Annotated in this window: 12 protein-coding genes and 1 tRNA gene; 9 read left to right on the top strand and 4 right to left on the bottom strand. The window is 62.6% G+C overall.

All coding sequences use genetic code 11. The features are described 5' to 3' along the window. Positions 1-914: 914 nt before the first annotated feature. Positions 915-1,853, bottom strand: a complete 939-nt coding sequence (locus tag NKK50_RS22005; protein WP_352543850.1) for an AraC family transcriptional regulator — start codon at positions 1,851-1,853, stop codon at positions 915-917. A 126-nt stretch (positions 1,854-1,979) separates the two neighbouring features. Between NKK50_RS22005 and NKK50_RS22000 the strand changes: the two genes are divergently transcribed. Then, entirely contained in the window at positions 1,980-2,873 is an 894-nt protein-coding gene (locus NKK50_RS22000; RefSeq protein ID WP_352543849.1) for an SDR family oxidoreductase, read from the top strand. A 276-nt stretch (positions 2,874-3,149) separates the two neighbouring features. Here NKK50_RS22000 and NKK50_RS21995 read toward each other — a convergent pair whose 3' ends face one another. After that, entirely contained in the window at positions 3,150-4,196 is a 1,047-nt protein-coding gene (locus NKK50_RS21995) for a class I SAM-dependent methyltransferase (RefSeq protein WP_023684116.1), read from the bottom strand. 267 nt (positions 4,197-4,463) lie between these two features. Between NKK50_RS21995 and NKK50_RS21990 the strand changes: the two genes are divergently transcribed. Next, complete coding sequence (locus tag NKK50_RS21990) at positions 4,464-6,443, top strand: putative bifunctional diguanylate cyclase/phosphodiesterase (protein ID WP_352543848.1); 1,980 nt, start codon at positions 4,464-4,466, stop codon at positions 6,441-6,443. Positions 6,444-6,583: 140 nt separating this feature from the next. Here the strand turns inward: NKK50_RS21990 and NKK50_RS21985 are convergent. Further along, positions 6,584-6,673: transfer RNA gene (locus tag NKK50_RS21985), tRNA-Ser, on the bottom strand. Between the two features lie 369 nt (positions 6,674-7,042). On the opposite strand from NKK50_RS21985, the gene NKK50_RS21980 reads away from it, so the two are divergent. The 3 genes from NKK50_RS21980 to NKK50_RS21970 all read left to right on the top strand — a co-directional run bounded on the left by NKK50_RS21980 (position 7,043) and on the right by NKK50_RS21970 (position 8,838). After that, positions 7,043-7,750: a 50S ribosomal protein L21 gene (locus NKK50_RS21980; protein ID WP_023684118.1), complete on the top strand. Its 708-nt coding sequence runs from the start codon at positions 7,043-7,045 to the stop codon at positions 7,748-7,750. Between the two features lie 99 nt (positions 7,751-7,849). Further along, complete coding sequence (gene rpmA, locus NKK50_RS21975; RefSeq protein ID WP_015315190.1) at positions 7,850-8,119, top strand: 50S ribosomal protein L27; 270 nt, start codon at positions 7,850-7,852, stop codon at positions 8,117-8,119. A 131-nt stretch (positions 8,120-8,250) separates the two neighbouring features. After that, positions 8,251-8,838 carry a GNAT family N-acetyltransferase gene (locus tag NKK50_RS21970; protein ID WP_023684119.1) on the top strand — a complete coding sequence of 196 codons (588 nt, stop codon included), beginning with the start codon at positions 8,251-8,253 and terminating at the stop codon, positions 8,836-8,838. Between the two features lie 191 nt (positions 8,839-9,029). On the opposite strand, the gene NKK50_RS21965 is transcribed toward NKK50_RS21970, so the two are convergent. After that, positions 9,030-9,893 (bottom strand): endonuclease/exonuclease/phosphatase family protein, encoded by an 864-nt coding sequence (locus tag NKK50_RS21965; protein ID WP_023712015.1) that lies wholly within the window; start codon positions 9,891-9,893, stop codon positions 9,030-9,032. A 167-nt stretch (positions 9,894-10,060) separates the two neighbouring features. Between NKK50_RS21965 and obgE the strand changes: the two genes are divergently transcribed. The 4 genes from obgE (at position 10,061) to NKK50_RS21945 (ending at position 14,399) form a co-directional block, all read left to right on the top strand. Continuing rightward, the gene (gene obgE / locus NKK50_RS21960) at positions 10,061-11,092 is read left to right on the top strand and encodes a GTPase ObgE (protein ID WP_023693164.1); all 1,032 of its coding nucleotides are present in this window, start codon (positions 10,061-10,063) and stop codon (positions 11,090-11,092) included. 2 nt (positions 11,093-11,094) lie between these two features. Beyond that, positions 11,095-12,273, top strand: a complete 1,179-nt coding sequence (gene proB, locus NKK50_RS21955; RefSeq protein WP_023744952.1) for a glutamate 5-kinase — start codon at positions 11,095-11,097, stop codon at positions 12,271-12,273. Between the two features lie 3 nt (positions 12,274-12,276). Continuing rightward, positions 12,277-13,563, top strand: coding sequence for a glutamate-5-semialdehyde dehydrogenase (locus tag NKK50_RS21950; RefSeq protein ID WP_352543847.1), 1,287 nt, complete (start codon positions 12,277-12,279; stop codon positions 13,561-13,563). A 203-nt stretch (positions 13,564-13,766) separates the two neighbouring features. Continuing rightward, positions 13,767-14,399: a nicotinate-nucleotide adenylyltransferase gene (locus NKK50_RS21945; RefSeq protein ID WP_023700240.1), complete on the top strand. Its 633-nt coding sequence runs from the start codon at positions 13,767-13,769 to the stop codon at positions 14,397-14,399. Positions 14,400-14,462: the final 63 nt, after the last annotated feature.

Below are 14,462 nucleotides of genomic sequence, written 5' to 3'. Positions count from 1 at the left end.
TGGTCGAAGCCGGCGGCGAATGGTCCGTTCCTGTGGCCAAGGAAGACCAGGAAATTACCCGAATCATTCGTGATTGAACCGTTTGCGCTGTCCTATGCTGAGGGCCAGCGGATACGCCTGCATCTCGACAAGTTCGTTCGTCTGTAGAGAGGCTAAGCCCGACGAAAGACCGGTGGGAACCTGACCACCAGTTCATTGAAAGCGCCCGCCGTAGCCAGCTCCGAGCGGAGAGCCAACTGGACTCCCTGCAATCGACCATCGCCGAAACGCGACGCGTCCTAGAGGCTTCACGGAAGCTCTTGGAAAAGATTGCCGAGCGCGAAGACCATACCCAGCCATAGGGAATGGCCGGTGCAGGTTGGGCATGCTTGTGGGGCTTCACCGCACCGGCCACTGCGGGGAGATATGAGGCCCCCTGCGCTGCTTAAGATATAGGCATATTAGCAGCCGCGCAATTAACCGTATTGCGCTACCCAGCCGTAGGGGCATGGAAATCGGAGAAGTTTGTGCCGGTTACCGCCAGCACGCGAGCAAGTCATTCTGGAAGCATGGAAACAGCGATTTTGCTCGTGCCATTGTGCGTCTGAAATCTAGTTCCTGCTGCCGATTATCCCTACGTTAACTGGAATACTTATATTCCCGAAGGGTTGCGAATCAGTCGATTGTCAAGCGCATGCCATGGAGCAAGCAAGGGATCGATCTGAGCAGAAGGGCCGCAGCGGTCGAAGCGCGCTGGGAAATCCGAGCGGCTTCGGCAATTGTCCGCTCTGGCTCGCCCGCTACAACTCGACTCGCGCAGTGTGGACGGAATCACCGGCCATGTGGACGAGAACCATCTGGCGATGTCGTTCACCGAGTTTCGTTCGCGCTTCAGCCTTTAAGGGCAAGGTGATCAAGGCGATCGGATCGCCGCCTCAGGCGGCTTCGCGTTCGGCCTGCGCAGTCAGGTCCGGCTCCCGGCGGCTGTACTGCCGCGGCGAACAGCCCATGACGCGCTTGAATGCCGTGCTGAAGGCGCTTTCGGATTCGTAGCCGAGCGCCAGCGCGATGACGGAAACCGGATCGCCGGAATGCATCAGCCTGTCGCCGGCGAGCATCATGCGCCAGCGCGTCAGATAATCCAGGGGTGAGGCCCCGACCGTCTGCTTGAATCTGAGCGCAAAAGTCGATCGCGACATGCCGGCGCGCTCCGCCAGTTGCTGCAATGTCCAGCCATGTGCAGGGTCCTCGTGCATGGCGCCGATCGTCGCGCCGATCTGCCTGTCGGTCAGTGCGAACAGCCAGCCGACATTGCCTTGCGCGGTCATATGCAGGCGCAAGGCCTCGATCAGGATCATGTGGGCGAGGTGCTCGACGATGAGAAAGCCGCCGGGACGCCGCTGGCGCAATTCCTGCATCATCCGCTCCACCGGCCAGCGAAGCGCCGAATGGTCGCTCTCGCCGCGGATGTGGACGATGGGCGGCAGCATCCGCAAGAGGATGCCGGCATGGTCGCCGGACAGCGTGAAGCGACTGCTGACCAGGAGGAAATCGCCGCCGCCATTATGGACGGTGATGCCGCCGGTCCGCGCCGGTGAAAAGATCGTTCGCGCATCGACCGTCGGCAGGCCGAGATCGCTGGCAAGGCGGAAAGGCCGGCCGCGCGGCAACAGGAAGCAGTCGCCCACGTCCAGCCGCACCGCGTCAGGGACGCCCTCGACCGACAGCCAGCATCGGCCGGACACCACGGCGCCGCATTTGATGGCGGCCTGCTGGTCGGGAAACTGGATCGCCCAGTCGCCACCGGTTTCCAGCCCAGCCGACAGGTAATTGCGCGGCTTCAGTAGCGACAGCACGTCTGACAGCGGATCCATGAGCGTTCTCGGACGATTGCGAAGATATCTCGGATTTTACAGTATAGATCGTATGATCTCAAACTTCTATCTCCTTCGCAACGGGCTGCCTGTACGGCCCTCGACAAAAACCAAGGAGAAATCATCATGCGTGTGTTCGTTACCGGGGCTACCGGTTTTGTCGGTTCGGCTGTTGTGCGGGAATTGCTCGGGGCGGGCCATCAGGTGCTTGGCCTCGCGCGGTCGGAAGCAGGTGCGGAGTCGATCGTGGCCGCGGGTGCCGAGGCGCATCGCGGCGATATCGAGGATTTCTACAGCCTGCGCAGCGGCGCTGCCCAATCGGATGGCGTCATCCACACGGCCTTCAACCACGACTTTTCGAGATTCGCCGCCAGTTGCGCAGTTGACCAGCGCGCCATCGAAACGCTCGGCGCGGCGCTCGAGGGTTCCGAGCGGCCGCTGCTTGTCACCTCCGGCCTCGCCGGTTTTGCGCAGGGAAGGCCGGCAACCGAAGACGACAAACCCGCGCCTCCATCGGCCGCCATGCCGCGCGCTTCGGAAGCAACGGCCGTGGCGCTCGCAGCGCGCGGGGTGCGCGCATCGACGGTGCGGCTGGCGCCGACCGTCCATGGCGAGGGCGATCACGGTTTCGTGCCGATGCTGATTGCCATTGCGCGTGAAAAGGGCGTCTCGGCCTATGTCGGCGACGGCGCAAATTGCTGGGCGGCGGTGCACCGGTTCGACGCCGCCACCCTGTACAGGCTGGCGCTGGAGAAGGGGGCGGGCGGCGTCAGCTATCATGCGGTTGCCGAACAGGGCGTGGCGAGCAAAGAGATCGCCGAGATCATCGGCCGCCGGCTCGGCCTGCCGGTCGTTTCCATAGGCCCCGAGGAGGCGGCTGCGCATTTCGGCTTTCTCGGGCATTTCATCGGCAGGGACTTGTCGGCGTCAAGTGAGCAGACCCGCACTGCGCTGGGATGGCAGCCGACCGGGCTTGGGCTCATCGCCGATCTCGACCGTCCCGGCTATTTCGAGGCCTGATCAGGCCGGCCAGTCGCGTTGCATTGCACGACCGACAGCCTGGCGATCAGCGGCAGTGCCAGCAACACGGCCAGACGCAGCCCGCCGAGCGGGCAGCACCGTCGTGCTGCTGGAACCGCCGCCACATCTGTATGGCGGCAAGCAGAACGAACACGGCGTAGGCCGCCCGCAGCCCGGACGACCTGCTCGCCCGTCGCCGGAAAGCCGGCGAAGGCATGGCCTCGTCATGGCAGACCTACCTTGTTACGGGGATGCGCGCGCGATTCCCGCGCCTAGTTAGAGATCGCCCTTCCTCACCTTGCCGTAAACGATATTCCGGTTCGAGCCATAGTAGACTTTCGCGTCGAAAGGACTCCCGCCGAGGGCGGCATTGATGATGTCCCACATATCGTCGGCCGAACGTAGGATGAGCGGCCAATCCATGAAAGTCTCCATGTAACCATCCGTCGTTATCTCGTCGCTGAAATTGGCAAACAGGAATTCGCCACCGGGCTTGACGAGTTCCATGGCTCTTTGAAGCAGGCGGACGCCGATGGCACGCGGCAGGTAATCGTAAAGCCCCGATGCGTAGACTAGATCGAATGTGCCAAGGGCGTAGGCGCGGCGCAGGATGCCGCGTACGGAACCCTGGACTGCCTCGACTGCCGTGCCGGCAAAGTCGTGGTTCACCGTGGCTACGCTGACGGGGTCCTGATCCAGGCCGATCCAACGCTGCAGTTTATGCCTGGCCAACGCGTCGGAGCGTTCGGCTTCCCTGAGGTGGCCGCAGGCAATCGCCAGCACCTCAGCCTTTTCCACACTGCTGGCCGTCTCGTCCACGGTCCTGGCCAGAATATCCCGCCGCTCGCGCCCCGCCACCGAACTGGCAGCTTCACTGGTGTACGCATAGATTTGCCGACCAAGTAAGGTAGACGAGGCCACGATCTCGTCGGCGATCGGATGCTTGTAGTAAATATCCAGCAGGCCTGCATCGCCCGAATACCCGCGCGGTTTTTCGACCGACCACCGCGTGAACGGGTCCTGGAGCAAATATTCCGCGACCCGATGCTGCTGAGCCAAAGGAACGAGTTTCTGCCAAACCGCGGTAGCAACCTGCCGGCGGAGCTTGTGGAGTCGCCCCGCCAAACGATGGACGACGGGGGCGGCCGGTTTGTTTCGCGCAAAGGCTTGATGAGCAAGGTCCAGTATCAGGGCGAGCTGGGCCGTGCTGTCCCTCAACTCGTCGGAGTCAGCCGCCTCTTCGGAGGTCGCAACATGTTTCTTCATCAGCCTGGTGGTGACCAGGCTGTATTGGTCGAGCTGCAGTTTTGGCTTGATAGGCATGCCGTTTACTCTCCGGTTTACCGCCCCGGTCCCCGGCCAGCAGCATAGGTGCGCCGCCAACCAATGCTAACAATTTTAATAAAATTTTAGTAAAATTTGAATCAACGGAATGGCCATCAATCCTGCAAACTGGCTAAATCCGAACCGCCCGTTTACCCTCGGTTAGCGACATCTGACTTTTCTTGCGGACAGGGACGTCTTCATTCCCCGACCGCAGGCGACGTCGGCTGTTGCATTCGCTACTGCAGATCGCGGAGGAGCGTTGCGATGCAACTGAGCGAGGACGTTGCCCAGAAGGTGGCGGCAGCGATTGGACGTCCGCGGTGGCATTCCGCCGATCCGGAACTCCTGACACTGTTCCTGCAGAAGGATGCCGATGAGAATCGCAGTCTTGTGCGATGGGGTATTGCGGCTGCTGTATTCAGCTATGTGGCCTATGGCCTTTTCGATTGGTTTCTCTTTCCGGATGTCGCCGGCCGGCTTGTTTTGACGCGCGTTACGCTAGGGGTCACTTCCCTGGCGCTTGTCGAATTTGTCGCCCGACGGGGCTTTGCCCTTGCCACCTTGCACCTTGTAGCAGCGCTGGCGATTGTCTCCGGTGCCCTTGGGTGGCTCGTCTCCGCTGTTGGAACAGAGCATCAGGATGCCCTCTCCCATTTCATGGTTTTTGGCACAGTGTTCATCCTGGGTGCGAATCTGTTCTTCAACTTCCGTTTTTGGCTTTCAGCCCTTGCCTCCGCGACGGTCGCCGCAAGCTTTGTGTACGCCGCGATGTTCTCCCTTCAGGCCGACATCGCCGGCCGCATCGTGCTGTCGGCCTATTTCGTGAACTGCCTCGTCTTGTCGCTTTATCTTTCGTGGCGGCTGAGCCTGGAGCGTTACCAGACCTTCCTGCACGCGCTTCGGGCACAATTCCAGGAGCAGGCTGCTATCAAGAAGGGGCAAAAGCTAACCGAAATCGCCGACACCGATCCGCTCACGGGAATGAAGAACCGCAGGGCGATCATTCGAGAATTCTCGGAGCTGCGCGAAGACTGGGCCGCGGACGACGACGAGATAGGGCTCATTCTGATCGACGTCGACTACTTCAAAAGGTTCAATGACGGACTTGGTCATCAGGCCGGCGACGATTGCCTGATCAAACTCGCCCATGTCCTCTCCGAGATGGCGGCTGCCAACAACGCCATCGCGGCCCGCTATGGCGGAGAAGAATTCGTCATTCTCTGCAAGGTCACCGGGCGGGCTCACCTTCATGAGATAACGAAGAAATTCTGTCGCGCTGTAGAGGATTTGGATATCTACCACCCTGATCGGGGCGACAAGCTCAACATCGTAACGATCAGTGCCGGGGCGTCGTTGACGCGCGCCGATCAGAGCATAGAGCTTAGAATCCTGCTGCAGGAAGCTGACCGCGCGCTCTACGCGTCCAAGTTTGCCGGTCGGGCTACGTTCACGATTTACGACCCGCATGCCACCAGCAAGGATCGCTCCGGCGAAAATCTTTCAGAACTGCTGAAGGTGGCAGTTTCCAACCAGCTCGTTTCTGTCGCCTACCAGCCAATTCGCGAGCTGGCGTCGGGACGCGTGCTGGGCCACGAGAGTCTGATGCGGGTATGCGACTTCGACGGCACCATGATCAGTCCGTCCGTATTCATACCCGTTGCCGAGCAGACCGGAGCGATCGTGGAACTGGGTACATGGCTGATCGATCGAGCCTGCGGTGACATGGCGGAATACGGATTGGGCTCGGTCGTGACGGTGAACGTATCCGTTCTTCAGCTCAAGGCTCCCAACTTTTCACTCCGGATCACCGAAATCCTTGGCAGGCACGGCCTTGCGCCCCAGAAACTGGCCATCGAAATCACCGAAGGCAGTGACATCTTTCTGGAGGCGCAAGCGGTCAGAAACGTGGAGCGGCTGCGAAAACTCGGCGTTCAGATCTGGCTGGACGACTTCGGAACGGGATTTGCCGGCTTGACATGGCTCCGCCGCTTCAAATTCGACGTGGTCAAGATTGATCGCAGCTTCCTCCACGATTGCCAGACGTCTCGTGGCTTGAGCCTGTTGCGGGACATGGTCGGGCTGCTTCGCAATCTCGGCCATGTCGTGCTCGCCGAGGGCGTCGAAACGGAGGAGCAGTACATATTGCTGCAGCGCCTGGGGGTAAATTTGATGCAGGGCTTCCTCACCGGGCATCCAGTCCCGATCGAAGAGGTAAACCAAATGAGGCAAGGCCTTGTTGCCTAGCGGCAGCCCCTTCGCTGAAGCTTCGGAGGGCATCCTGCTTCGTTCCGGTCCCCCTACGCTACTTCGTAGCTTCGGGCGACACTCCTACGCCCAGATGCGGTTCCGGGTGGCCTGCCACCCGAAGCCCGCAGGGCGTAGGGTGGCGGAGAGGGAGGGATTCGAACCCCCGATGGGCTTGCACCCATGCCGCATTTCGAGTGCGGTGCATTCGACCACTCTGCCACCTCTCCGCGGTCATGGTCGGCCGTTGCCGGCGCGGCGCACTAGATAACGGCTGGGCGGGCAGGTTACAAGGCCAAATCCGCGGGGGAATTCAGCTTCCTGTGCGGGCTCTGTCTGGAGGGCTGCGTTGCGGCCACGTCGGCAGATGGGGCCAACCGGTCCTCGACCGGAGAGATCGGGGGCGGCAAGGAGGCGGCGTGTCCAAGGATTCCGCCCGTTTGCCTTGACTCGTACCGAACCTTCGGTTAGGGGAAGCGCGCAATCGGCGTGGAGGGTTCTTCCACGCCGCTTGTTTTTCGAACCCGCAGACTGACAAAAAGACGGCCGAACCGCGTGACGCGGCTCATCGAGGCCGACCGAACAGCGAAAGGCAAAAAATGTTCGCAGTCATTAAAACGGGCGGTAAGCAGTATCGCGTTGCCGCCAACGATCTCCTGAAGATCGAGAAGCTCGAAGCCAATGTCGGCGATATCGTCGAAATCGGCAGCGTCCTCGCCCATGGCGAAGGCGAAAATGTCACCTTCGGCGCCCCGTTCGTCGATGGCGCTCTGGTCACGGCGGAAGTCGTCGAGCAGGGCAAGAACCGCACCGTCATCGCTTTCAAGAAGCGCCGCCGGCAGAATTCGCGCCGCAAGATCGGCCACCGCCAGCTTCTGACCACCGTGCGGATCGCCGAGATCCTGCTGGGTGGCGCCAAGCCTTCCAAGAAGGCCGCAGCCAAGGTGGAAGCCAAGGAAGTCAAGGCTGACGTAGCGCCCGAGGCGAAGGCCGAGGCCGCGACGAAGGAAGCCAAGGCGAAGAAGGAAGCCAAAGCCGAGGTTGCTCCGAAGGATGAAGCCAAGACGGAGGCCGCCGTCGCCGCGCCGCTGTTCAAGGCGCCGAAGGGCGAGCCGGACGATTTGGCCGTGATCAAGGGCATCGGCCCGGTTGCCGCCGGCCAGCTGCACGAGCAGGGCATCACCACCTTCGCCCAGCTTGCCAAGCTGTCGGACAAGGACGTGGCCAAGATCGACGCGCACATGCCCTTCAGCACCGACCAGATCAACGACTGGCGCGAGCAGGCCAAGGAACTGGCGAAGAAGTAAAACGAACCGGCGACAAGGTCGCCGGATCGGACTTGAAACGGAACGCGAACGCGTTCATAAGACCATTCAAGCGCCCCAGGGCGCATCGGAGTTAGTTAGATGGCACACAAGAAAGCTGGCGGCTCGTCGCGCAACGGTCGCGACTCGCATTCCAAGCGTCTGGGCGTGAAGAAGTTCGGCGGCGAAGCCGTCATCCCGGGCAACATCATCATCCGTCAACGCGGCACCACCTGGCATCCCGGCGTCAATGTCGGCATGGGCACGGACCACACCCTTTTTGCGCTCGAGACCGGCGCAGTCACCTTTAACAAAAAAGCCAACGGCCGAACCTACGTATCGGTCAACCCGATTACCAAAGCCGCGGAGTAGCCGGTTCCGCACTATAAAACCGGCGCCCATCTCGGGAACCGGTGTCTGGCCAAACCAGTGAATGGAGCCAGGAAAAGGATCAGGGGAGATGGGTTTCCATCTCCCCTTTTTTCTTGCCTGGAGGACGTCGAATGGTTGCCGAAGCGGAAGACACCGAAGACGAAAGTTACGCGATAGATTGCCCGGTGCTGGCCACGGAGCGGCTGGTGATGCGCGCCCCGTGTGAAGCCGACATCGCGCAACTGGTCGAGCTTGCCGACAACCGTCACGTCGCCGAGATGCTGGCCCGCATGCCGCACCCCTATGGCGAGGCCGAGGCACGCGCCTTCCTGGCTATGACCCGGTCGCGCCGGGCCGGCATCGCCTACGCCCTGACGCTCGCCGGCACCGACATTTTCGTCGGCTGCGCCGGCCTCAACATGACCGATCGAGGGCTGGAACTCGGCTACTGGATCGGCGAGCCCTATTGGAAGCGCGGCTATGCGACGGAGGCCGCGCACGCGTTGGTCGACCTTGCCTTCCAACGGACGTCGATCCACGTGCTGCAGGCTTCGACGCGGGTGATCAATCCGGCCTCGCGCCGGGTCATCCACAAATGCGGCTTCCAGTATGCCGGCCAGGGCATGCTGAACTCGATCGTCGCCGGCCAGGTGCCGGTCGAGCGGTACCGGCTGGACAGAAAGACCTGGATCAGTCTTCGAAACTGGGTGCATTTCTAGGTGTTTTGATATTCAGGTGAGGCCGGCCTGCAAACGCGGGTCTTATGCGCTTCCGGTGCACGTACTTAAGTACACTCCGCTCCGGTTCTCGAAAACCAGTGTTTTCGGCTCGGCCTGACCTGAATCTCAACACCTAGGCGCGTGCCTCCAAACGACAGGTTTGGAAACGTTGGTTGTGGATCGGGCTCAACTCAGCCCATCTCGACCCAAATCGGGAGATGGTCCGAACCGACCGCTTGCGGGTCGACCCACAGGCGCTTCAGCGATCCGGCGAGCGAGGCCGAGGTAAAGATGTAGTCGATGCGCTTGTGGCGGCTTGTGTCTTCGGGTCGCGTGGGATCGACCCAGGTGACGACGTCTGGTGTGTTCAGGCGCTGGGCGACGTCGACGGCGAGATCGGCGGTCAAGGGCATGCCGAATTCATGGTCCGGGCGGCCGACGAGTTCGACATATTCGGGCGAGCCGGGCAGCATGTTGAAGTCGCCCATGACGATGAAGGCTTCGGGATAGGGCAGGTCCGGCAGGCCGATCTCGGGAATGCCGGAGAGACCGCCGCCCTCGAAGGCATAGTTCAACAGGCGCTGGCGCAGGAAACGGATCTGGCTGGCGCGCTCAACCGGACTGCGATGGTCGAGATGCGTGGAATAGAAGCGGATGAAGCCGAGCGGGGTCTCGACCAGCGCCTCGAGTGCGCCGCGCTGGAAGTTCATCGCCTCAAGGCTGCGACTGCGCGGCAAAAGCAGATTGCGCGACAGATGGATCGGCGTCTTCGACAGCACCATGTTGCCGAGCTGGAAAGTGGTGGTGATGGCGCGGCCGGCCTCTAGGCGCGAGCCGACATTGACCTCGAAATTGCTGCCGTAGGCGGCAAAATATTCGGGCAGCGCCTCGCCGATCTCGGCGACCATGTCGCGGTTGCCGTTCCTCGGATTGTTGCGGGTCACTTCCTGCAGCGCGATCACGTCGGCGCCGCGAACCGCCGCGGTGATGCGGCCGAGATCGTAGCGGCCATCCAGACCGATACCGTACTGGATGTTGTAGCTTACAACCTTCATTCCCGCGCCCCTCAAGCTCCGTCCGCGAACACTGCTACCGCGTCCCCGGCAAAAGGGCATCCGGCGCTTTAGTCGCAAAACGGCCTCGCCCTTGGCCGCGCCTTGGTTTAGAGCAAGGCGCAAGATCTAAAGCAAAGCCGCAAGGCCAACAGAAACTGCGTAGTCCAATGAAATTTCTCGATCAAGCCAAGGTTTATATCCGCTCCGGCGACGGTGGCGCCGGCTCTGTGTCGTTCCGGCGCGAAAAATTCATCGAGTTCGGCGGCCCGGATGGCGGCGACGGTGGCCGCGGCGGCGATGTCTGGCTGGAAGCGGTCAATGGGCTGAACACGCTGATCGACTATCGCTACCAGCAGCACTTCAAGGCCAAGACCGGTGTCCACGGTATGGGCCGCAACATGACCGGCGCCAAGGGCGCCGATGTGACGCTCAAGGTGCCGGCCGGAACCCAGGTGTTTGCCGAGGACAATGAGACGCTGATCTGCGACCTGACCGTGGTCGGCCAGCGCTTCTTGCTGGCCAAGGGCGGCAATGGCGGTTTCGGCAACCAGCATTTCAAGACCTCGACCAACCAGGCGCCTCGCCGCGCCAATCCCGGCCAGCCCGGCGAAGAGATGAATGTCTGGCTGCGGCTGAAGCTGATTGCCGACGCCGGCCTGGTCGGGCTGCCCAATGCAGGCAAGTCGACTTTTCTGGCAACCGTCACCGCAGCCAAGCCAAAGATCGCCGACTACCCCTTCACCACGCTGCATCCAGGTCTCGGCGTTGCCCGCATCGATGCGCGCGAATTCGTCATCGCCGACATTCCGGGCCTCATCGAGGGCGCGCATGAGGGTGTCGGCATCGGCGACCGGTTCCTCGGCCATGTCGAGCGCACGCGTGTGCTTTTGCATCTGGTTTCGGCGCAGGAGGAAAATCCGGGCAAAGCCTATAAGACCGTGCGCGCCGAGCTCGACGCCTATGGCAATGGGCTGATCGAGAAGGTCGAGATCGTGGCGCTCAGCCAGGTCGATATCCTCGATGCCGATGAGCGCAAGAAGAAGGTTGCGTCGCTCAAACGCGCTGCCGGCCGCGCGCCGATGCTGCTGTCGGCGGCCACCGGCGAGGGCGTCGAAGCGGTGCTGCGGGCGCTGATGGCGGTTGTCGGCGAAGCGCGCGACAGGGCTGCCGCTCCCGTCGAGACCCGCTGGGACCAATAGCGATGACGGCGCAATCGCTGACAAAATACCGGCGCATCACAGTCAAGATCGGTTCGGCCTTGCTGGTCGACCGCACCAGCGGCCTGAAGCGCGACTGGCTTGCCTCGCTTGCCGAGGATATTGCGGTGCTCGCCAATGGCGGCGCCGAGATCCTGGTCGTATCGTCCGGCGCCATTGCGCTCGGCCGCACCATTCTCGGTCTCGGCAAACGGGCGCTGAAGCTGGAAGAAAGCCAGGCGGCTGCGGCCGTCGGCCAGATCGCGCTGGCCGGCGCGTGGTCGGATGCGCTGGGCAAGGGTTCGCTGAAATCGGGCCAGATCCTGCTGACGCTGGGCGACACCGAAGAGCGCCGCCGCTATCTGAATGCCCGCGCGACGATCTCGACGCTGCTCAAGATGAAGGCGGTGCCGGTCATCAATGAGAACGACACGGTGGCGACCTCCGAAATCCGCTATGGCGACAATGACCGGCTGGCGGCCCGGGTGGCGACGATGATGGGCGCCGACCTGCTTGTGCTGCTCTCCGACATTGACGGGCTCTATACGGCGCCGCCGGCGCGCGATCCCGATGCAAAATTCATTCCGGTGGTCGACCGCATCACGCCCGATATCGAGGCTATGGCCGGGGCGGCCGCATCCGAACTGTCGCGCGGCGGCATGCGCACCAAGCTCGATGCCGGCAAGATCGCCACCGCCGCCGGCACCGCCATGATCATCACCTCGGGCACCAGGCTGTCGCCACTGATGGCGATCGAACGTGGCGAGCGCGCCACCTTCTTCAGGCCGAGCGCCAATCCGGTGAAAGGCTACAAGACCTGGATCGCCGGCCAGCTCGAACCGGCCGGGCGGCTCACCGTCGACGCCGGCGCCATCGGTGCGCTGCTGTCCGGCAAATCTTTGCTGCCGGCCGGCGTCAGGCTGGTCAGCGGCAATTTCTCGCGCGGCGACACGGTGGCCATTCTGTCGCCGGAAGGGCGCGAGATCGCGCGCGGGCTTGTTGCCTACGATGCCGCCGATGCCGTAAGGATCGCAGGCCTGAAGACCGCCGAGATCGAAACCGTGCTCGGCTACGAGGCGCGCTCGGCGATGATCCACAGGGACGATCTGGTGGTGAGCGATCCGGGTGACCAGATACGGCCTGCCGGCCAGCTATGGGCCGGGGGCGAGGTAAGCGGAGGATGAGACATGCTGAAGTTGCATGAACAATCCGGGGATGACACCGTCGCGCTGATGGCTGATATCGGCCGCCGCGCCCGCGCGGCCGCCCGACCGTTGGCGATTGCGACCGCCGCCGCCAAGGATGCCGCACTTCTCGCCATGGCCGACGCGATCATCGCGCGCCAGCAGCAGATTCTCGATGCCAACGCCATCGATGTCTCTAACGGACACGGATCGGGCTTGTCCGGCTCCTTCATGGACCGGTTGAAGCTCGATCCGGCGGGCACCCGTGCCATGGCGGATGGCATCCGTGAAATCGCCGAGCTCAGGGACCCGGTCGGCGATGTGATTGCCGCCTGGGATCGCCCCAACGGCCTGCAGATCGAGCGCGTGCGCACGCCGCTCGGCGTTGTCGGCGTCATTTATGAAAGCCGGCCGAATGTGACGGCGGATGCCGGCGCGCTCTGCCTCAAGGCCGGCAATCCGGTGATCCTGCGCGGCGGCTCGGATTCGCTCAATTCGTCCGCCGCCATTCATGCCTGCCTGGTCGAGGGGCTGAAGGCCGCCGGCCTGCCGGAAGACGCCATTCAGCTGGTGCCGACCACCGACCGCGCCGCCGTCGGCGAGATGCTGAAAGGGCTTGGCGGCAATCTCGACGTCATCATTCCGCGGGGCGGCAAGAGCCTGGTCGGGCGCGTCCAGAGCGAGGCGCGGGTGCCGGTCTTTGCCCATCTTGAAGGCATCTGCCATCTCTACATCGACCGCTCGGCCGATCTCGACATGGCGGTCAGGATCGCCGTCAACGCCAAGATGCGGCGCACCGGTGTCTGTGGCGCTGCAGAGACTTTGCTGGTCGACCGCGCGGTGGCCTCCACACATCTGGTGCCGATCCTCGACGCGCTACGCGCCGCCGGCTGCGAGATCCATGCCGATCAGGAAGTGATGAAGCTGTTCTTCGACGCCAAGCCGGCGACCGATGCCGACTGGATGACCGAATATCTCGAGGCCATCATCGCGGTAAAGCTGGTAGACGGAATTGCCGGTGCCATCGACCATATCGAGACGTTCTCCTCACACCACACCGAGGCGATCATCGCCGAGGATACCAAAGCGGTCGAGCGGTTCTTCAACGAGATCGACTCGGCGATCCTTTTGCACAATGCCTCGACGCAGTTCGCCGATGGCGGCGAATTCGGCATGGGCGCCGAGATCGGCATCGCCACCGGCAAGATGCACGCGCGCGGACCGGTTGGTGTCGAACAGCTGACCTCGTTCAAATACCGCGTGCGCGGGTCGGGACAGGTGAGGCCTTGAATCATTCGCGTCAGGGCTTGAGGCATTGAGCCCAGACACCCCCCTCTGTCCTGCCGGACATCTCCCCCGCAAGGGGGGAGATCAGCTTTTTCTTCCGCTTTCGCCAATCACTAACGTTGCAAGAAAAGTGCCTTTGCCGAAGCTACTGATCTCCCCCCTTGCGGGGGAGATGCCCGGTAGGGCAGAGGGGGGTGCCTAGCACCATGCTGTCGTCCCTTCAGCCCGCCATCCCCTCGCACTACCTCCGTATGCCGCATGCCGAGAAAGGCCTCGCCGTCGGCCTGTTCGGCGGATCGTTCAACCCGCCGCATGCCGGCCATGCGCTGGTGGCGGAAATCGCGCTCAGGCGGCTGGCGCTCGACCAGCTATGGTGGATGGTGACGCCAGGCAATCCGCTGAAGAGCACCAGGGAATTGGCGCCGCTGAGCGACCGGCTGCTCCAGTCGGAGCAGATCGCCAAGAACCCGAAGATCAAGGTCACCGCCTTCGAGGCGGCGCATCATATTCGCTTCACCGCCGACACGCTGGCGCTGGTCAAGGCACGCAATCCCGGCGTCGACTTCGTCTGGATCATGGGCGCCGACTCACTCCGCGATTTCCACCGTTGGCAGCGCTGGCGCCAGATCGTCATGACCTTCCCCATCGCGGTCATCGACCGCCCGGGCGCGACGCTGTCCTTCCTGTCCTCGGTCGTGGCCAAGACCTTCGACTATGCCCGCGTCGACGAGGGTGACGCGCCCCGGCTCGCCCGCATGAAGGCGCCGGCCTGGACTTTTATTCACGGCCCGCGTTCGTCGCTGTCATCGAGTGCTATTCGCAAGCAAGCCAAGGGGTAACTCGTAAGGCCAGATCGCCGATGTCGCTTTTACGGCGGCCTTTCGCGATCCGCTGGGCGATGC

Origin of the sequence: Mesorhizobium sp. M0001 (assembly GCF_040324255.1) — a bacterium.
In the GTDB taxonomy this organism is placed as follows: domain Bacteria; phylum Pseudomonadota; class Alphaproteobacteria; order Rhizobiales; family Rhizobiaceae; genus Mesorhizobium.
Note: the sequence above shows the minus strand (reverse complement) of the source record. Positions and strands in the feature narration are given on the sequence as shown.

Bases quoted from the DNA above. Each gene is read 5' to 3' on its own strand.
- obgE (WP_023693164.1), top strand. From the start codon at position 10,061: ATGAAATTTCTCGATCAAGCCAAGGTTTATATCCGCTCCGGCGACGGT.
- NKK50_RS22000 (WP_352543849.1), top strand. From the start codon at position 1,980: ATGCGTGTGTTCGTTACCGGGGCTACCGGTTTTGTCGGTTCGGCTGTT.
- NKK50_RS21990 (WP_352543848.1), top strand. From the start codon at position 4,464: ATGCAACTGAGCGAGGACGTTGCCCAGAAGGTGGCGGCAGCGATTGGA.
- NKK50_RS21980 (WP_023684118.1), top strand. From the start codon at position 7,043: ATGTTCGCAGTCATTAAAACGGGCGGTAAGCAGTATCGCGTTGCCGCC.
- proB (WP_023744952.1), top strand. From the start codon at position 11,095: ATGACGGCGCAATCGCTGACAAAATACCGGCGCATCACAGTCAAGATC.
- NKK50_RS21970 (WP_023684119.1), top strand. From the start codon at position 8,251: ATGGTTGCCGAAGCGGAAGACACCGAAGACGAAAGTTACGCGATAGAT.
- NKK50_RS21995 (WP_023684116.1), bottom strand. From the start codon at position 4,196: ATGCCTATCAAGCCAAAACTGCAGCTCGACCAATACAGCCTGGTCACC.
- rpmA (WP_015315190.1), top strand. From the start codon at position 7,850: ATGGCACACAAGAAAGCTGGCGGCTCGTCGCGCAACGGTCGCGACTCG.
- NKK50_RS22005 (WP_352543850.1), bottom strand. From the start codon at position 1,853: ATGGATCCGCTGTCAGACGTGCTGTCGCTACTGAAGCCGCGCAATTAC.
- NKK50_RS21945 (WP_023700240.1), top strand. From the start codon at position 13,767: ATGCTGTCGTCCCTTCAGCCCGCCATCCCCTCGCACTACCTCCGTATG.
- NKK50_RS21950 (WP_352543847.1), top strand. From the start codon at position 12,277: ATGCTGAAGTTGCATGAACAATCCGGGGATGACACCGTCGCGCTGATG.
- NKK50_RS21965 (WP_023712015.1), bottom strand. From the start codon at position 9,893: ATGAAGGTTGTAAGCTACAACATCCAGTACGGTATCGGTCTGGATGGC.